The sequence below is a fragment of the Petrimonas sp. genome, from assembly GCF_963921705.1.
Lineage (GTDB): Bacteria > Bacteroidota > Bacteroidia > Bacteroidales > Dysgonomonadaceae > Petrimonas > Petrimonas sulfuriphila.
Genome location: NZ_OY997410.1, coordinates 553,947 through 572,363, shown reverse-complemented (window position 1 = coordinate 572,363; position 18,417 = coordinate 553,947). Strand labels below are relative to the sequence as shown.

Sequence of the window (18,417 nt, the reverse complement as noted above, 5' to 3'; positions counted from 1 at the left end):
GACAGCCTGCTCATAAAATAACTCGGTTAAAAAAATCTTCAGAAAAAACAATCGATATGAAAAAACAACCTCTTCTTTATATTTACGTTGCATTTATTTGCACGATAATCTTCTTCTCGTTTGTTTCCTGCAAACAGAAAACAACGCAGATCGACCCCGAATTTGCCCGATATATAGCGGCATTCACTTACGGCAATATTTCGCCCGATTCGTACATCGAAATCGAGCTTGCACAGGAACTACCTTCCGTGGAATTAAATACCGAGGTGCAAGAGAAGTTTTTCTCGTTCTCGCCTTTCATCAAAGGGAAAACATATTGGATCAATTCGAGAACCATACGATTCGTTCCCGAATACGGACAATTAAAACCCGGAAAAGAATATACGGCGAAATTTTATTTGGATAAAGCGTTGAAAGTGGAGCCGAAGTTTAAGACTTTCAATTTCTATTTCAGGGTAAACGAGCAAAACTTCTCGTTCGATCTGTTACCCTATTCTCCTATGAGTATCAATGATTTGAAATGGAACTCCGTAACGGGAGCATTACGATTGGCCAATAACGAATCACCCGAGAAAATCGTTGGTATCTTTGAACTGAAAGGGGCTAATCGTGAAGCAAAAGTTAATGTGAAAACGGTTTCAGACGGAATGTATCAGATTTCGATAGATAGTTTGCTTCGGACAAATAATGCGGAAAGCTATGAACTTACGGTGAACGGAAACGCTATCGGAGCCAAAAAAAGGGAGAACTTTAGCATTCAGCTCCCTTCATTGCCCGAAACCGAATTTCAGGTGATTGATGTGCGGATGATAAGTGAAACCGCTTCTCACATTCGTATCGCTTTCAGTAGCCCTTTGTCACATGACCAGGATATTCAGGGATTGGTCGTTCCTTCAGGAATCAGTAATTTCACGTATCAAATCGATAAAAACGTACTGAAAATATTTCCCGAAGCTTACCCGCGGGAAGAAATTACATTGCAAATTCATCAAGGGTTACGGAGTTTCGAAAATCGGGCACTCGCAAGAGATTATACCTATCAACTTCGTGCCGAAAGCGAAAAACCACAGGTGAAAATGGGAAAAAGCGGAAATATCCTGCCCAATTCCTCACAATTAGTCCTTCCGTTTAGTGCTGTGAATTTGTGGGCCGTGGATGTGAAAGTGATAAAAATTTATCAGAATAATATTCTTTACTTCTTGCAATCGAATTCAATGAACAGCAATTCGAATGGCGAAGTACGTCGTTTCGGACGGTTAATCAAAAAGAAACAAATTCGTTTAGATACTGATAAAACACTGGATTTAACCCGCTGGAACAATTTTTCTATCGACTTGGCACCGATGATTAACGAAGACCCGGGAGCTATCTATATAGTGCAACTCTCTATGAAATCCGATTATTCGCTTTTCAATTGTGGAGGTATAACGCCACAGATTCCCCAAAGCTCATCGATGCGTAATTTTGAAGACGAAAACATCAGCGAAGAAGATGAAGCGGTTTGGGACGAAACGAACCCGTATTATTACGAACCCATCGACTGGGCAGAATACAATTGGGAAGAGCGTGACGACCCGTGCAAATCCACCTATTATATGAACCGCGACCGCATTATCGAAACCACGGTTATGGCATCCAACATGGGGATTATTGCCAAAGGCGGAGACGAGAATAAAATCCTGATCGCTGTTACCGATATTCTTTCCACATCACCTATTTCCGGTGCTGATGTAACGGTTTATAACTATCAGATGCAGGCAATAGGAAAAGGGAAAACCGATGGACAGGGTTTTGCCGAAATTGATTATAAAAACGGGAAACCGTTTGTGGTTACTGCCACCAACGGAAAAGATATAGGCTATCTGGAAGTGAAGGAAGAACTTTCGCTTTCGCTGAGTAATTTTGATGTAAGCGGAAAAGAGATCCAGAAAGGTTTAAAAGGTTCTGTATATGGCGAACGAGGTGTTTGGCGTCCCGGCGACACTATCTACTTGTCGTTTATCCTAGAGGACAGGGCAAAGAAACTGCCCGAAGGACATCCCGTTGCGCTCGAAGTGTACACACCCACGCGTCAGTTTTATCACCGCCAAGTGAAAACCAACGGTGAAAACGGATTTTACACGTTTCAAATCGTTACCGACCCGTCAGCACCCACCGGTGTTTGGCAGTCTTATGTGAAAGTGGGCGGCACTTCGTTCTACAAACCATTGCGGATAGAAACCGTTAAGCCGAACCGGTTGAAAGTGCGTTTGGAAACCGATTCCATTATCGATGCAAGTAAAGGTGTTTTTTCGGGAACGCTCACGTCGCAGTGGCTGCACGGTGCGCCGGCATCTAACTTGAAATCGGAAGTGGAAATCACACTTTCGCGTACGGAAAATCCGTTTTCGGGATACAATAAATATGTTTTCAACAATCCGCTTTTCAAGTTTGAAACCAACAGCTACAAGTTGTTTGAAGGAACGCTTAATGCATCGGGTGTGGCGGGTGTGAATTCGAGGATTCCGGTTGCTGAAAGTGCACCGGGCATGTTGCGGGGCAATATTGTGTCACGCGTTTTCGAAACCGGCGGCGACATGAGTTTTTACGCGCAAACCGCTTATTACTCGCCTTATGGCGTGTACGCCGGAGTGAAAACACCGGAGACAGAAGCATCGGGCTTTCTGGAGACAGACAAACCCATCGTTTTTGATGTTGTTACCTTGGATCCTTATGGGAAAAAGGTTTCGCGCGACAATGTAGAATATAAAATCTACAAGCTTAACTGGTCGTGGTGGTGGAACAGCTCCGAAGAAGATTTGGGCTCGTACGTGAACAACACGGCGGTCTCGCCCGTTGCCAACGGAGTTATTTCGACATCGGGCGGAAGCGGAAAAGTTAAATTTCAGGTTGATTATCCCGATTGGGGTCGTTACCTGATCTTGGTGAAAGATGCCGGGAGCGGACACACGGCGGGAACAATCTTTTATGTGGACTGGGCATCGACATATGGACGTTCCAATAAGACCGATCCGAACGGCTTGACCATGTTGTCATTCTCTACCGATAAAGAAACCTACGCTGTGGGCGAAACGGCTACGGTTATCATTCCGAAAAGCTCATCGGGACGTGCTTTGATAAGTATTGAAAACGGTTCGAGCATTATCTGGAAAGAATGGATAAAAACGTCGGAAACCGAAGACACCGAATATCGATTCAAAATTACCGAAGATATGAACCCCAATTTCTATCTTTTCATCACGTTACTTCAACCGCACGCGCAAACCGAAAACGATTTACCCATCCGCTTGTATGGTGTGAGAAATATAAACGTTGAAGATAAAAATAGCAAGTTACAACCCATTATACAAATGCCCAATGAGTTAAGTCCGGAAAAGGAATTTTCGGTTTTGATTTCGGAGAAAACCAAAAAGTCGATGACTTACACGCTTGCCATTGTGGACGAAGGTTTACTGGATCTTACGTCTTTTAAGACTCCCAACGCGTGGAATGAGTTTTATGCCCGCGAGGCGCTTGGCGTGCGTACTTGGGACTTGTTCGACCGTGTATTGGGAGCGAATACGGGAATGATTGGCCCGTTGCTGAGCATCGGAGGCGACGAGGCGCTGAAAGCATCGAGCGATAAGGTAAACCGTTTCAAGCCTGTAGTTAAATTTTTGGGACCATTTACGATTAAAAATGGAGAGACCAAAACACACAAGATAAAACTTCCGCCATACGTAGGCTCTGTCCGCGTGATGGTAGTTGCCGGAGGAAACGGGGCATACGGAAGCGCCGAGAAAACAGTTGCGGTGAAAAATGCGCTGATGACACTCAGTACGCTCCCGCGCGTACTGGGCCCGGGTGAAGAGGTTTGGCTTCCGGTGAATGTGTTTGCGATGGACAGAAAAGTGAAAAACGTGCAAGTTTCCGTCCAGACAGGCGGGTTGCTGAAACTACTGGATGGAGCGTCTAAGTCGGTTTCGTTTAACGCCACAGGCGATACGATCGTTTACTTTGCGCTGAAAGCCGGGAACAGCACAGGAGCGGAGCAGGTAAGAATCAAGGCGTCGGGTGGAGGAGAATCGGTATCGGAGACCATCGATATCGGCATCCGGAATCCAAATCCTCCTGTTGTCATCAGCCAATCGGTGCTTATCGACCCGAACGGGAATGCGCAACTTGCGCTCAATCCCGGAAACGTGAACCCTACCGATTGGGCAAAACTGGAGCTGTCGCGCATTCCGAGTGTCAATCTAAACAAAAATCTGTCTTATTTGGCAGAATATCCGCACGGATGCACCGAACAGGTTACATCACAAGGGTTTCCCTTGTTGTATCTGGGTAATTTTGTTTCGTTATCGGATGGGGAAAAAGAGCTGACGAACAAAAAAATAGCGTCGGTAATTCAGGTTTTGTCCTCCAGGCAGTTGCCGGACGGAGGATTCGTCTATTGGCCCGGACAAGGCTTTGCCTCGGAATGGGCTTCTACGTACGCCGGACATTTCCTGGTGGAAGCCAAAAACAAGGGTTTCGATGTATCGCAGAGCGTGATCGGCCGGTGGGTAGGCTTTCAGCAGAAGCTAGCCCGAAACTGGACACGTATCGATTCTCATCGGGGTTATTACGGGATTTCGATGACTGAATTGCAGCAGGCTTATCGGTTGTATGCCTTGGCATTGAGTGGAAATACGGAGTTGGGCGCTATGAACCGGATGCGCGAAATCGCTGACTTGAACTTGCAGGCGAAATGGCGGCTTGCGGCGGCTTATGCGTTGGCCGGAAAGCCTGATGTTGCTAACTCTCTTGTTTTCAATGCTTCGGATGCAGTGGAAGATTATCGTTCCAATAACGATACGTACGGTTCTCCGGCACGTGATAAGGCGATGATCATGCAGACGTATCTGCTGCTGGGGAATATAGAGAAAGCGTTGCAATTGGCTCCGGATGTGTCACGGGCGCTTTCGTCCGATTATATCTCCACGCAAACCGTCGCGTTCGGATTGATGGCAATGGCGCAGTTAGCAGAAAAAATGGGTTCGGGAAATATTGATGTGGATTGGACATTGAACGGAAAGAAAATGGCTGCCGTGAATACGCCGCATGCTTTTCATCAGGTGGATTTGAAAACGGCGCCCAATCAATCGGTACAGATTTCCAACAAAGGCAAGGGCAAAGTGTATGCCCGGCTTACCGCCTTCATGCAACCGTTGGTGGACACACTTCGTGCCGCGGAGGGTTCGTTGCGGTTGTCGGTTAATTACCTTGATGCCGCAGGTAAACCGCTGGACGTGAAATCGCTGAAACAGGGAACGGAATTTACGGCCGTGGTTACTGTCCGGAATTCGGTGGAGCAGTCGTTTACAGATCTGGCGTTGCTGCAGGTATTTCCGTCGGGTTGGGAGATTTTTAACGAACGCCTGACGGGAACCCAATCGGCTGCCGAAGCCTATAACTACCGGGATATCCGGGACGACCGGGTATTGACCTATTTCAACCTGGGAGCCGGTCAATCGGCCACGTTCCGTGCAAGGCTCCAGGCGGCGTATCGGGGTAACTATTACCTGCCTGCCGTATCGTGCCAGGCGATGTATGAACCGCGTGAACAGGCCCGAACGAGCGGGATATGGGTAGAGGTAAGATGATTGACAAATTTCTATCTTTAAAACGATGGGAAAAAGCAACCTTGATTATCGGTTTTATACTGATGATGGGGTATGCTTTTTCCCTTCCCGATCCCTTGTTCGATGCATCATACAGTACGTTAGTCTCTGACCGGAACGGTGAATTATTGGGTGCACGCATTGCGTCGGACGGGCAGTGGCGGTTTCCGCCAACCGATAGTATTCCCGATAAATACAAAACCTGTCTGATGGCGTTTGAAGACCGCTATTTTCGGTATCATCCGGGAGTGAATCCGTTGTCGTTGGGGCGTGCGATGGTGCAAAATATCAAAGCGGGCAGGGTAGTGAGCGGCGGAAGTACCCTCACGATGCAAACCGTACGATTAATGCGGAAAAACAAACGCACCTACTTCGAGAAATTTATTGAAATTATTCTCGCCACGCGATTGGAACTGTCGTACTCCAAAAAACGAATTATCGCGCTATACGCTTCCCACGCACCGATGGGGGGAAATGTGGTGGGAATTGATGCCGCCGCGTGGCGGTATTTCGGTCACGGCGCGCGGTCGTTGTCGTGGGCCGAATCGGCCACTCTAGCTGTTTTGCCTAATTCACCGTCGTTAATGCATTTCGGCAGGAACAGGGATGCGTTACTCACGAAACGAAATCGTTTGCTGCAAAAATTGCTTGACAACGGCACGATTTCCGAAACCGATTATCGATTAGCCACCGCCGAGCCGCTACCCGAAAACCCACATTCGTTGCCACAAATCGCCCCTCATTTGGTCACACGGCTTTATTTGTCTCAACCCGGAACGCATGTGCAATCCACTATCGACAAAAGCTTGCAACTCCAAGCCGATAATGTGCTGGAGCGATGGAACACCGAGTTTTCGCAGAACCATATTCTGAACCTCGCGGCGCTGATTGTCGATTTGGAAAAAAACGAAGTCATTTCGTATATCGGTAACGTAAACTTCGGCAAACAACAATCAGGAAATCAAGTGGATATTATTCAATCGTCGCGAAGTACGGGCAGTATCCTCAAACCTTTTCTTTACTGTGCCATGTTACAGGAGGGCGCACTGTTACCCGGTGAGTTGTTGCCCGATATACCGATAAATGTTGGCGGTTTTTCGCCCAAAAACTTCAGTTTGCAATACGACGGAGCAGTTCATGCAAATGAGGCGCTGGCACGCTCGTTGAACGTTCCGTCTGTAGTCTCGCTGCGCCGGTATGGAGTGCCGAAATTTTACGATTTTCTGAAAAAAGCCGGATTGACAACGCTTAACCGCCCGGCCGACTATTACGGACTTTCGCTTATTCTGGGCGGTGCTGAAGGGACACTTTGGGAAGTGGCAAACGCGTATGCGGATATGGCGAACGCCGTAAGGACGGTTGCTCCCCGTAAGGAGGAATTTTCACTGGTGCATGAAGGTCAGGATTATAGGGGAGGACGGGTAAACGCCTTTACGGATGCTGGAGCGGCGTGGTTGACATTGGAAGCGCTGACCAACGTCAACCGCCCCGAAGAGATCGACTGGCAGTTTATCCCTTCGATGCGGAGGGTAGCGTGGAAAACAGGAACGAGTTTCGGCTTCCGCGATGCCTGGGCAGTGGGTGTTACACCGAAATATCTTGTGGCGGTATGGACAGGGAATGCGAGTGGCGAAGGCCGTCCCGGACTGACTGGTGCGCGTACATCGGCGCGGGTGATGTTTGATTTGTTCAACTTGTTGCCGCCCACTTCCTGGTTCGAGACACCTTATAATCATCTGACCGAGGTTGTTGTCTGCCGGGAGAGCGGATGCCTCGTGGGATTGCATTGTCCGCCTTCATCGGCAGATACTGTTTTTGCTCCGGCAAAAGCGGTGCAGGGAAGCGTCTGCAATTATCACCAACGGGTGCATGTTTCGGAAGATGAGCGTTACCGGGTTTATGAACATTGTGCTGTAGGCAGGGGAATTCGCCCGGTTTCGTGGTTTGTGTTGCCTCCGTCGTGGGAGTGGTATTACAAACAACAACACCCTACATACCGGTCGCTTCCGCTTTTTTCGCCTGAATGTAGCGATGGCGCATCGGGAGAGGTGATGCAGTTTATCTACCCTTATCCCAACTCAGTCATCAAAATAACCAGGCAACTGGATGGTTCGCGTGGAAAAGCGGTTTTCGAACTTGCTCACCGAAACCCTTCGGCACGGGTGTTCTGGCACTTGGACAATGAATACCTCGGTGAAACAGCGGATGTTCATCAGATGGAGCTTTCACCCGAATCGGGTGCACATGGGTTGACGGTGGTGGATGAAATGGGAAATTCGTTGACAATCAGGTTTAAGGTGGAATGAGTCCGTTAAAAATACCTTTGCAAAATAGAGTTAACAGAAGAATAATATCCGCTTCCGAAGAGGTTTAAATGCACCAGCAGGTAGTATAACTGATAGAGTTCGATCTGTTGGCCGTCACTCCCTGATTTGGGAATGATCTCGTGATAGGCGTCGTAGAATGATGAGGTGAAACCGCCGAAAAGTTTGCTCATGGCTATATCTACCAGTGAGTGTCCGTAATAGGCGGCAGGATCGATAAGGTAAGGGGTTCCGTCGGTGGAGATGAGGTAATTTCCAGCCCACAAGTCTCCGTGCAAGAGTGACGGCTTTACAACTCCAAAAATTTCACGAAAAACCGGAAGTGCGTTTTCAAGCGAGGGAATCTCCTTTTTATGGAGTAACTGGTGGTCGTAAGCCAGCTTTAATTGCTGGGAAATACGCTCGTGCCAGTAAAATTCTGCCCAGTCGGGATGGAGGCGGTTGCTTTGCGGCAAGCTTCCGATAAAGTTATCCGACAAAAAACCAAAGTCTTTTTGAGTACACCGATGCAATTGGGCGAGTTGCGTGCCAAACTGCCTGAAATCGTTTGCGTCAGGACGTTTGGCTTCCACGAAATCCATCAGCAGAAATGATTTTCCTTCAAGCGACCCCACTACATACACGTGCGGTATGGCAATAGTCTTTGTTTTTTCAATCGTCTGCAACCCTTTTTGTTCCGCATGGAACATTGCCAACGCAAACGGGTTGGTGTTTACTTTGAGAAAATACTTTTTGGTTTCGGTTTGCAGTTGATATGCTGAAGAAATATCGCCTCCGGGAATGGAGCGGTATGAGGCAATGCCTTCTCCGATTTCCTGGGAAATATGAGATAGGATTGTTTGCATTATTGGTTATTGCTCCAACGCCTTAATACTTTCTTCGAGCAACGCAATTTTACTTTCCGCATCGGCCTGTTTTTTGCGTTCGTTTTCCACGATCTCGGGTTTGGCATTTTGTACAAACCGTTCGTTACCCAGCTTTTTCATCACCGATTGCAAGAAGCCTGCGTAGTACTCCCGTTCGGCTTTCATCTTTTTTAATTCGGCTTCCACGTCCATCTTATCGCTCATCGGGACGATGAACTCGGTGGTACCCACCAAAAAACCGATGGTGACGGCAGGCTTCTCCGATAGGTTCTCGATCGATGAGAGGTTTGCCATTTTGGCAACAGCCGTATCGAACCGGCTATCGTGATTCCCGATCACCTGCAGTGTCAATTCATCTTTATTGGGAATATTCTTCTGCAAACGGATAGTACGGATGCCGGCAATAATTTGTTTGGTAATTTCGAAATCGGCGATCAGTTTTTCATCCACCCGATTAGCCTTTGGCTGTTGAGCGATCGTGATGCTTTCACCCGGTTTCCTTTCGTTCAGGGCCTGCCACAATTCTTCGGTGATGAAGGGCATAAACGGGTGTAACAGGCGCAGTAGGCTGTCGAAGAACGCTAGTGTCGCCTGATAGGTTGCCCGGTCTATGGGTTGTCGGTAAGCCGGTTTTACCAATTCGAGGTACCACGATGAAAACTCGTCCCAGAATAGTTTATAGACCATCATCAATGCCTCCGAAAGCCTGTACTTACTGAATAAATCATCCAGCTCGACAATGGTTTTCGACAATACGTTCCCGAACCAGTTGATGGCAATTTTTGCCGTTTCTGGCTGTTCATTTGTGTCGTTTACTTCCCAGCCTTTTACCAGCCGGAAAGCGTTCCAGATTTTGTTGTTGAAGTTTCTGCCCTGTTCACAGAGTGATTCATCGAACAGCAAATCGTTTCCCGCTGATGAGGCCAGCAACATACCCATTCGGACGCCGTCGGCGCCGTGTCTTGCCATCAATTCAATGGGATCGGGTGAATTTCCAAGCTGTTTCGACATCTTTCGGCCTTGAATGTCGCGAACGATTCCCGTGAAGTATACGTTGCTGAAACAGAGAGACTGGCGGTATTCATATCCCGCCATAATCATTCGGGCCACCCAGAAGAAAATGATGTCGGGCCCGGTAACCAAATCGTTTGTAGGATAATAGTAACTGATATCCGGATTGTCGGGCTGGTTAATTCCGTCGAAAACCGAGATGGGCCATAGCCACGATGAAAACCAGGTGTCGAGGCAATCTTCGTCCTGACGCAAGTCGTCTATGGTGAGTGGGTAATCCACCGTTTGAAGCGCCTTTTGGTAAGCCTCCTCTTTTGTCACGGCTACCACCACTCCGCCTTTGGGAAGATAATATGCTGGAATCTGATGTCCCCACCACAATTGTCTGCTGATGCACCAATCCTTGATATTTTCCATCCAGTGGCGATAGGTATTTTTGTATTTCACCGGATGAAATTTAATGGTATCGTTTTCAACCGCATCAAGGGCAGGTTTAGCAATGTCTTCCATTTTTAGGAACCACTGCATGGAGAGTTTGGGTTCAATGGCGACGTTGGTTCGTTCAGAAAAACCGACTTTATTGGTATAGGGTTCGGTTTTCTCAATCAGGCCCGCATTTTCCAGGTCTTTTTCGATGAGTTTCCGAACTTCGAACCGGTCTTTTCCAGCATACATCGCTCCGTTTTCGTTGAGCGTACCGTTATCGTTAAAAATGTCGATGGACGGCAGGTTGTATTTTTCTCCCAGCACATAATCGTTGACATCGTGGGCCGGCGTAACTTTCAGACATCCCGTTCCAAACTCCATATCCACGTATTCATCTTCGATAACGGGGATAACGCGGCCGATGAGCGGGACAATAACTTTTTTCCCTTTCAAATGTGCCGTTTTAGGATTATCCGGATGGATACACATCGCCGTGTCGCCCATAATGGTCTCCGGACGGGTCGTGGCTACAACCGCATAGGTCTCTTCTCCTTCGATTTTATAACGCAAGTAATAAAGTTTCCCGTTCACCTCCTTGTGCACCACCTCTTCATCCGAGAGTGCGGTAAGTGCCTGCGGATCCCAGTTTACCATACGGACACCGCGATAAACGAGCCCTTTGTTGTACAGATCCACGAAAACGTTGATTACACTTTCGGAACGTTTTTCGTCCATGGTAAAGCAGGTTCTGTCCCAGTCGCACGATGCACCCAGCTTTTTCAACTGTTCCAGAATCATTCCGCCATGCTTGTGTGTCCACTCCCAGGCATGGGACAGGAATTCTTCGCGCGTAAGGTCGGATTTTTTTATTCCTTCCGCAGCAAGCTTGGCAACCACTTTCGCTTCGGTAGCAATGGAGGCATGATCGGTTCCGGGAACCCAACAGGCATTTTTTCCCTCCATCCGTGCACGTCGTATCAGGATATCCTGAATGGTGTTGTTGAGCATATGCCCCATGTGCAGGATACCGGTGACGTTCGGGGGTGGAATGACAATTGTATAAGGTTCACGTTCATCGGGCTTGGAACGAAACAGTTTGTGTTCCATCCAGTATGAATACCATTTGTCTTCTACCTCCGCAGGGTTGTACTTACTTGAGATTTCCATTACGCTTCTGAATTAAAGTGCAAAAATACAAAAAAAGGATTTCGTAATGAAATCCTTTTCGTGCTGTTTTGCGATTGTTGTGACCCCGGAGGGGCTCGAACCCTCGACCCATTGATTAAGAGTCAATTGCTCTACCAGCTGAGCTACGGAGTCTGAAAAACCGCACAAAGTTACGGATTATTTTTCTTATAAAAACAAAAATAAGGAGCAAAGTTATTGGACTTTGCTCCTTATTTAGATCGTTTGACTAAATTATTAGAGGTTGGACAAGGCTGCGCCTGCTTTAAATTTAGCTGCTTTCTTAGCCGGGATGTTGATTGCCTTTTTCGTGCGGGGATTAATACCTTTTCGTGCGCTTCTTTGTGTTAAAGAGAAAGTTCCAAAGCCTACCAATACAACTTTGCCACCTTTTTTCACTTCACCCGAGATTGCATCGAGGGTTGCGTCCAATGCTTTTTTCGCATCAACTTTGCTGAGGCCTGATTTTTCAGCAATAGCACTAACTAGTTCTGATTTATTCATAAGAAAACGTTAATAAAAAATTAAACAAACATTAATGTTAAGGTTTTCACCTATTTTAGCGCCAAATATAATTGATTATTTAAAAACAATCAAGAAAAAAGATAAAAAGTATTTGATTTTATTTAAAAAAAAGGAATTATGCCCCAAAATCTCGACATAATACGAAAATATACGTATTTTTGCTTTTCATTTCCATAAAGCAATTATGAACAATTTTAGATCGGGATTTGGCGCTGCATTACCGCCGGTGACACTGAATATAATAATAATAAATGTTATTTTGTGGCTCGCTCAGGTGGTTTTTTTGAGGCAGGGAATCAGCTTGGCCGAACTGTTCGGGCTGCATTATATAGCGTCCGAAGGCTTCCGGGTTTATCAGCTAGTGACATATATGTTTCTTCACGATAGCGGTTCGTTTATGCACGTTTTCTCTAATATGTTTGCCGTTTTTATGTTTGGGCGTACGTTAGAGCATGTGTGGGGATCGAAACGGTTTCTCAGTTTTTACCTGGTAACGGGTGTTGGAGCAGGGCTGGTACAACTGGTTGTTGCCTTTTTACGTATTCAGTCCGTCAAGAACGGTATGTCTGTTGAAGCTATAGAGGAGGTTTACTCCCAGGGATATCAGCTTTTGCAGCAGAATATGAATTACATCAATAGTGCACAGGGTAGCTTGAACATTGCACTGAATTCGGTTACGGTAGGGGCTTCCGGAGCTGTTTTTGGGATACTGCTAGCTTTTGGGATGTTGTTTCCCAATGCGGAACTTTTTATCATTCCGTTTCCGTTTCCCATCAAAGCAAAATGGTTTGTTCTCGGATACGGTGTTTTTGAACTTATCTTCGGTATCAGTAACTTTTCCTGGGATAATGTTGCCCATTTTGCACACCTGGGAGGTATGTTATTCGGTATATTCATGATATTATATTGGAGGAAAAAAGACAGGGTGCATGGCAACTATTATTGATCGGTTAAAATACAGGTACAAAAACGGAGATGTTTTGGTGAAGTTTCTTTTCATCAATGTGGCAGTTTTTCTCATACTTAAGGTGATTGGCGTCTTTTTTGTCTTGTTCAATGTCAGCGCGATAGACTTGATTTCTTTTTTGGGTGTTCCTTCCGAGTTGTCTCAGCTGCTAAACCGCTTCTGGACCCTCCTTAGTTATATGTTTGTCCACGAACAATTCTGGCACCTGCTTTTCAATATGCTTTGGCTTTATTGGTTTGGACGCATTTTTCTGCAATACTTCAGCGGAAGGACGTTAGGCAGTTTGTACGTTTTGGGAGGTTTTGCCGGCGCATTTCTCTATATCGTAGCGTTTAATACAGTTCCCTATTTTGTTGGAATGGGTCACAGTTGGATGATTGGAGCATCTGCCGCCGTCATGGCTGTCGTGATGGGTGCCGCTTTTTACCGCCCCAATGTTCAGTTAAACCTGTTGCTGATAGGTCAGGTGAGGATTGTTTATATTGCTGTTGGCGTTTTCTTGATAGACTTCCTCTCCTTGGGTAATGGGATAAACGAAGGCGGACATGTTGCCCATATCGGCGGAGCTATTGCGGGTTATATCTTTGCGCGACAGTACCGGAACGGACGTGATATTACCGGTTGGGTGAGTAAACTGCTTGACGGTTTGGCCAACCTGTCGAAGCCGAGAAGAAAAAAAACAAAAATGAAAGTTGAGTACCGTCGAAGAGAAACAGATAGGGAATATAATGAGCGCAAGCATAATGAACAGGCAGAGATCGATGCTATCCTGGATAAATTGAAAAAGTCGGGATATAGTAATTTATCGTCGGAAGAGAAAAAGAAGTTGTTCGATGCCAGTAAAAAATAAAATAGCCTTGTTCCGGGGAATAGTAAGAAACATAATATTCGCTACGAATATTATAGCTATACTGTTGCTTTTCAGTTCATTTTTATCCTGGCGTGTCTCGCCGCTCAAAACCAACCTGTTCTCCTACATCGGAATCGCGTTCGGGTTTGTTTTCTTCCTGAATATCAGCTATCTTTTTTTATGGATAGCTTTTAAAAAATGGAAATTGGCATTCTTCTCTCTTGTCTCTCTGCTGTTGTGTTACCATCCGATAGCTACTTTTTTCCCGATGAACATCTTTCCGGAGAAAGTCCCGGGGAACAGCTTGAGAATTCTTACTTATAACGTGGAGGGTTTTGTCAACGAGAACAAAAAAGAGGACAAAGAGCATCCTATCCTCGATTATATTGTAGAAACGGATGCTGATATTGTTTGCCTGCAGGAGTACCTCGTAAGTAAAACAGGGCAATCGATAAAATCGCAGCGCGATGTGAACCGTATCCTCAATAAATATCCGTATCACTCTTCTACGGCACTGGAAGCGTCGGGGAAATACCATATTTACGGGTTGGCTTGTTTCTCCAAATACCCCATTGAAAAAACCCATGAAGTCGTTTTTAATTCGTCGTTTAACGGTGCTGCGGTTTATACCATTGATGTAAACGGGAAAAAACTTGCTGTTGCCAATGTACATCTTGAGTCGAACAGTATCTCTGCAGAAGATAAGAAACTTTATGGCGATTTCATTCAGAACAGTGATGAGGTAAACCTGGAAGATGTAACATCCAATATTCGTTCCCGTTTAGGGAGAGCTTATCGCATGCGTGCGGAACAGGTACGGAAAGTAAAAGATCATCTCTCGGAATTAAATGTTGATGGAACCCTGATTTGCGGCGATTTTAACGATACACCCATTTCTTACGTTTACGCACAGATGAAGGAAGGAATGGATGACGCGTTTGCATCCACCGGTTTCGGTCCGGGGATCACCTATCATAAGGATTTCTTCTGGTTCCGGATCGACAATATTATGCACAGCCCCAACCTGAAATCCTACAAGGCGAAGGTAGACAAAGTGCCCTATTCCGATCATTATCCGTTAACTACCTTTTTGAACGTGGGCGACTAATTATTCCCTTGGCTTTATCTGTTTCGCAGAAAGCGATGCTGAGAGTCTGGTGAAATAGAACACTAAAAAATGATAAAAATTTATGTATAAGATAAGTAAACAGTTTGCATTTTCCGCTGCGCATTCGCTTGACGGATTGCCCGGCGATCATCCGTGTACCCGTTTACACGGGCATAATTATGTGATTACGGTGCACCTTCGGTCCAAAGAGCTGAACGATACGGGATTTGTGAAAGACTACAACGAGTTGAAGGTAGTAAAGCAATATATTGATGAACATATAGATCACCGAAACCTGAATGACATCATGTATCCGTTGAACTCCTCAGCCGAAAACCTGGCTCGGATGTTTTTCGATATTTTTAAACCGATGCTTCCCGAGTTGTATGCTGTTGAAGTGAGTGAAACACCAAAAACTTCTGCTATATATGAGCCTGATGATCAATGAGATATTTTATTCATTACAGGGAGAAGGAGGCCGTACTGGCGAAGCTTCCGTATTTATCAGGTTGTCCAAATGCAATTTAGCGTGTAGTTTTTGTGATACCGATTTCAAGTCTGGGAAGAGCATGGCGCTCGACGAGATCTACGCTGAAATTTCATCCTATCCTTGCCGGTGGATTATCTGGACGGGAGGTGAACCTACGCTTCAACTTAACGAGGAGATCGTTGCTTTTTTCAAAGACAAGGGATACAGGCAAGCCATTGAAACCAATGGGACGCGCCGGGTTCCTTCGGGGATCGACTACATCACGTGCAGTCCCAAACAGCAGTTCGGGAAGATTCGCATACTTATTCCTGAGGTGGATGAATTGCGCTTTCCCATGGCCAAGGGCGATCCCTTGCCCGATGTCTCTGTCCTCCCCAAAACAAAACGTTATTTGTTAAGCCCTATCTTTGATGGGTTGAACGTAATACAGGAAAATGTGGATTACTGCGTGGAACTTATCAAGCAAAATCCGCAATGGGGGTTGAGTTTACAAGTTCATAAGCTCATTGGAATCAGGTAACTGTAGGATTATCCGTTTAAAATTTTATGACTCGCTTTGAAATAACGATTTTAGGTTGTGGTTCGGCAATGCCAACCACGCTGCATAACCCTTCTTCGCAACTGGTCAATGTAAACGAAAAACTCTTTATGATCGATTGCGGTGAAGGTACCCAGCTTCAGTTGCGGAAGTATAAAACCCGGATAAACAAGCTGCACAGCATTTTCATATCCCATTTGCACGGCGACCATGTTTTCGGGCTTCCCGGATTGCTGGCTACACTGAGTTTATTGGGAAGGACCGGCGATTTGAATATCTACGCGCACAAGGATATGGAGTTGTTTCTCGACCCTTTCATCAAACATTTCGGCAACCAGTTTCCGTACAAAATAAACCTCACTCCTTTGGATCCTTATCAACATCAACTGATCTTCGAAAACAACTCCATACGCGTTTTTTCGTTTCCTTTGAAGCACCGGATACCCACCAGCGGATTTTTATTCGAAGAGAAAGACCGGCCCCGTCACATCAAGCGGGAGATGATTGACTTTTACAACATTCCCGTCTGCAAGATAAATGAGATCAAAAAAGGGGGTGACTACCTGACTGATGATGGAAAATGGATTAAAAATGAAATTCTCACTACTCCGGCCATTCCACCCAGGACCTATGCTTATTGTTCGGATACTGCCTATTCTCCCGAAATTATTCCATACATTCAACATTCCGATGTGCTGTATCACGAAGCTACCTTTGCTGAAGCCGAGAACCTGAGAGCGCAGGAGACGTACCATTCCACTGCACGACAGGCGGCCGAAATCGCCAGGTCGGCAAACGTGAGAAAACTTATTATCGGTCATTTTTCGTCACGGTACCATGAATTGGGCGAATTGCTTGACGAAGCCCAGGCCGTTTTTCCTGAAACAGAACTGGCTGATGAAGGGATGACGATTAATCTTTAAGAGAAACAGTTACAACAACGTAATTTTTTCCTACTTTTGCAGGGTATTGAACACAAAACAGTTTGTGAGGTTTTCAACCCCGGAGGTTCGACACTCAAAAGGGTTAAGTATGAAGAGATTTTACTGGACAACGCTATGTATATTGCTTTTTTTATGCGGTTTTGGGATTGACGGAATTTACGCACAAGATCAAAACAGGAAAGAGGTTATGGAAGAGGTCGTCCCTGAAACAAAAATCAAGGTAACGGAAAACCGGCTGGTCATCGAAAATCTTCCGAAAGATGGAGTGTTGGAAATTTTCAGCATCATGGGTGTAAAAGTGTATACCCGGAAAATAAAAGCCGGAACGAACGAATACCAACTCGACCTTCCTAAGGGGTATTACATCATCCGGATTGGAGATTTAGTCAAAAAGATATTATTAAAGTGAAAAAAGTATATTTTAGCGCATAAAGTTATAAAAGCACTTGCTTTTTGAAGGCGATGTTGCGTGTAATGGTAGTTTTTTTATACCTTTGTTGTTTCATTTATTTATCATCATTAAAACAGTTACTAAAATGAAAATTGCGATTGTTGGAACAAGCGGAGCGGTAGGTCAGGAATTGCTTCGTGTACTTGATGCAAGAAATTTCCCTGTGGATGAATTGTTTCTTTTCGGTTCTTCCAGAAGTGCAGGATCAACATATACTTTTCGCGGTAAAGAAATTACCGTGAAAGAACTCAAGCATAACGACGATTTTAAAGGGATTGATATTGCTTTTGTCTCGGCAGGAGGCGGAACATCGTTGGAATTTGCAGAAACGATTACCCGGTACGGAACCATCATGATAGACAATTCAAGTGCCTTCCGGATGGACGACGATGTTCCGTTAGTGGTGCCCGAGGTGAATGCGGAAGATGCGCTGAAGCGTCCCAGAAACATCATTGCCAATCCTAATTGTACTACTATTCAGATGGTTGTGGCGTTGAAAGCCATCGAAGATATTTCACACATTAAGCGCGTACACGTGTCTACCTACCAGGCAGCTTCGGGAGCGGGCGCCTCAGCGATGGCCGAGTTGCAGGAACAGCACAGGCAACTGGTGAACAACGAAAATCCGACGATCTCTAAATTTGCGTATCAATTGGCATACAACCTGATACCACAGGTAGACGTGTTTACTGAAAACGGATACACTAAGGAAGAGATGAAGATGTTCAACGAAACTCGCAAGATAATGCACAGCAATATCGAAGTGAGTGCTACCTGCATACGTGTTCCTGTATTACGTGCACATTCGGAAGCTATCTGGATCGAGACGGAAAGGCCGGTGTCGGTGGAGGAAGCTCGTGAAGCGTTTGCCAAAGCCGAAGGCGTTGTATTACTCGATAGCCCGGAGAAAAAAGTATACCCGATGCCGTTGGATGCTGCCGGACAAGATCCGGTCTATGTGGGAAGGATTCGAAAAGACCTTACTAACCCCAACGGATTGACGTTCTGGACAGCAGCCGATCAAATCTGTAAGGGTGCCGCCTTAAATGCGGTGCAAATTGCAGAGTATTTGATGAAACAGTAAAACAGT

Annotated in this window: 13 protein-coding genes and 1 tRNA gene; 10 read left to right on the top strand and 4 right to left on the bottom strand. The window is 45.8% G+C overall.

Annotated features, from left to right (window positions below):
- Window positions 1-56: 56 nt before the first annotated feature.
- Both AACM02_RS02460 and pbpC read left to right on the top strand, forming a co-directional pair.
- Window positions 57-5,624 (top strand): MG2 domain-containing protein, encoded by a 5,568-nt coding sequence (locus AACM02_RS02460; protein ID WP_339115964.1) that lies wholly within the window; start codon window positions 57-59, stop codon window positions 5,622-5,624.
- A complete protein-coding gene (pbpC, locus tag AACM02_RS02455; protein WP_339115963.1) occupies window positions 5,606-7,948 on the top strand; it encodes a penicillin-binding protein 1C in 2,343 nt (780 codons plus the stop codon). Before AACM02_RS02460 ends, pbpC begins: the two co-directional genes overlap by 19 nt.
- A gap of 5 nt (window positions 7,949-7,953) precedes the next feature.
- Here pbpC and AACM02_RS02450 read toward each other — a convergent pair whose 3' ends face one another.
- The 4 genes from AACM02_RS02450 to AACM02_RS02435 form a co-directional block, all read right to left on the bottom strand.
- Window positions 7,954-8,811 carry a fructosamine kinase family protein gene (locus tag AACM02_RS02450; RefSeq protein WP_332457315.1) on the bottom strand — a complete coding sequence of 286 codons (858 nt, stop codon included), beginning with the start codon at window positions 8,809-8,811 and terminating at the stop codon, window positions 7,954-7,956.
- A 6-nt stretch (window positions 8,812-8,817) separates the two neighbouring features.
- Window positions 8,818-11,436, bottom strand: coding sequence for a valine--tRNA ligase (locus tag AACM02_RS02445; protein ID WP_339115962.1), 2,619 nt, complete (start codon window positions 11,434-11,436; stop codon window positions 8,818-8,820).
- Between the two features lie 80 nt (window positions 11,437-11,516).
- Window positions 11,517-11,589, bottom strand: a tRNA-Lys gene (locus tag AACM02_RS02440).
- Window positions 11,590-11,691: 102 nt separating this feature from the next.
- Window positions 11,692-11,958, bottom strand: coding sequence for an HU family DNA-binding protein (locus AACM02_RS02435; RefSeq protein WP_214025391.1), 267 nt, complete (start codon window positions 11,956-11,958; stop codon window positions 11,692-11,694).
- Window positions 11,959-12,160: 202 nt separating this feature from the next.
- On the opposite strand from AACM02_RS02435, the gene AACM02_RS02430 reads away from it, so the two are divergent.
- The 8 genes from AACM02_RS02430 to AACM02_RS02395 all read left to right on the top strand — a co-directional run bounded on the left by AACM02_RS02430 (window position 12,161) and on the right by AACM02_RS02395 (window position 18,411).
- Window positions 12,161-12,925, top strand: coding sequence for a rhomboid family intramembrane serine protease (locus AACM02_RS02430; protein ID WP_339117413.1), 765 nt, complete (start codon window positions 12,161-12,163; stop codon window positions 12,923-12,925).
- Window positions 12,909-13,796, top strand: a complete 888-nt coding sequence (locus AACM02_RS02425; RefSeq protein ID WP_339115961.1) for a rhomboid family intramembrane serine protease — start codon at window positions 12,909-12,911, stop codon at window positions 13,794-13,796. Before AACM02_RS02430 ends, AACM02_RS02425 begins: the two co-directional genes overlap by 17 nt.
- Complete coding sequence (locus AACM02_RS02420) at window positions 13,780-14,904, top strand: endonuclease/exonuclease/phosphatase family protein (protein ID WP_339115960.1); 1,125 nt, start codon at window positions 13,780-13,782, stop codon at window positions 14,902-14,904. The genes AACM02_RS02425 and AACM02_RS02420 overlap by 17 nt, the downstream gene beginning before the upstream one ends.
- Window positions 14,905-14,986: 82 nt before the next feature.
- Window positions 14,987-15,352 carry a 6-carboxytetrahydropterin synthase gene (locus AACM02_RS02415; protein WP_339115959.1) on the top strand — a complete coding sequence of 122 codons (366 nt, stop codon included), beginning with the start codon at window positions 14,987-14,989 and terminating at the stop codon, window positions 15,350-15,352.
- Window positions 15,333-15,914: a 7-carboxy-7-deazaguanine synthase QueE gene (locus AACM02_RS02410; RefSeq protein ID WP_339115958.1), complete on the top strand. Its 582-nt coding sequence runs from the start codon at window positions 15,333-15,335 to the stop codon at window positions 15,912-15,914. The genes AACM02_RS02415 and AACM02_RS02410 overlap by 20 nt, the downstream gene beginning before the upstream one ends.
- 26 nt (window positions 15,915-15,940) lie before the next feature.
- Window positions 15,941-16,855 (top strand): ribonuclease Z, encoded by a 915-nt coding sequence (locus AACM02_RS02405; RefSeq protein WP_339115957.1) that lies wholly within the window; start codon window positions 15,941-15,943, stop codon window positions 16,853-16,855.
- 109 nt (window positions 16,856-16,964) lie between these two features.
- On the top strand, window positions 16,965-17,285 hold the full coding sequence (locus AACM02_RS02400; RefSeq protein WP_214025782.1) for a T9SS type A sorting domain-containing protein: 321 nt from the start codon (window positions 16,965-16,967) through the stop codon (window positions 17,283-17,285).
- Between the two features lie 127 nt (window positions 17,286-17,412).
- Window positions 17,413-18,411, top strand: a complete 999-nt coding sequence (locus AACM02_RS02395) for an aspartate-semialdehyde dehydrogenase (RefSeq protein WP_339115956.1) — start codon at window positions 17,413-17,415, stop codon at window positions 18,409-18,411.
- Window positions 18,412-18,417 lie beyond the last annotated feature (6 nt).

What these genes read in the sequence shown, in the direction of transcription:
- AACM02_RS02395 (WP_339115956.1), top strand. Translation starts at nt 17,413, where the DNA reads ATGAAAATTGCGATTGTTGGAACAAGCGGAGCGGTAGGTCAGGAATTG.
- AACM02_RS02405 (WP_339115957.1), top strand. Translation starts at nt 15,941, where the DNA reads ATGACTCGCTTTGAAATAACGATTTTAGGTTGTGGTTCGGCAATGCCA.
- AACM02_RS02460 (WP_339115964.1), top strand. Translation starts at nt 57, where the DNA reads ATGAAAAAACAACCTCTTCTTTATATTTACGTTGCATTTATTTGCACG.
- AACM02_RS02415 (WP_339115959.1), top strand. Translation starts at nt 14,987, where the DNA reads ATGTATAAGATAAGTAAACAGTTTGCATTTTCCGCTGCGCATTCGCTT.
- AACM02_RS02445 (WP_339115962.1), bottom strand. Translation starts at nt 11,436, where the DNA reads ATGGAAATCTCAAGTAAGTACAACCCTGCGGAGGTAGAAGACAAATGG.
- AACM02_RS02425 (WP_339115961.1), top strand. Translation starts at nt 12,909, where the DNA reads ATGGCAACTATTATTGATCGGTTAAAATACAGGTACAAAAACGGAGAT.
- AACM02_RS02450 (WP_332457315.1), bottom strand. Translation starts at nt 8,811, where the DNA reads ATGCAAACAATCCTATCTCATATTTCCCAGGAAATCGGAGAAGGCATT.
- pbpC (WP_339115963.1), top strand. Translation starts at nt 5,606, where the DNA reads ATGGGTAGAGGTAAGATGATTGACAAATTTCTATCTTTAAAACGATGG.
- AACM02_RS02400 (WP_214025782.1), top strand. Translation starts at nt 16,965, where the DNA reads ATGAAGAGATTTTACTGGACAACGCTATGTATATTGCTTTTTTTATGC.
- AACM02_RS02420 (WP_339115960.1), top strand. Translation starts at nt 13,780, where the DNA reads ATGCCAGTAAAAAATAAAATAGCCTTGTTCCGGGGAATAGTAAGAAAC.
- AACM02_RS02410 (WP_339115958.1), top strand. Translation starts at nt 15,333, where the DNA reads ATGAGCCTGATGATCAATGAGATATTTTATTCATTACAGGGAGAAGGA.
- AACM02_RS02435 (WP_214025391.1), bottom strand. Translation starts at nt 11,958, where the DNA reads ATGAATAAATCAGAACTAGTTAGTGCTATTGCTGAAAAATCAGGCCTC.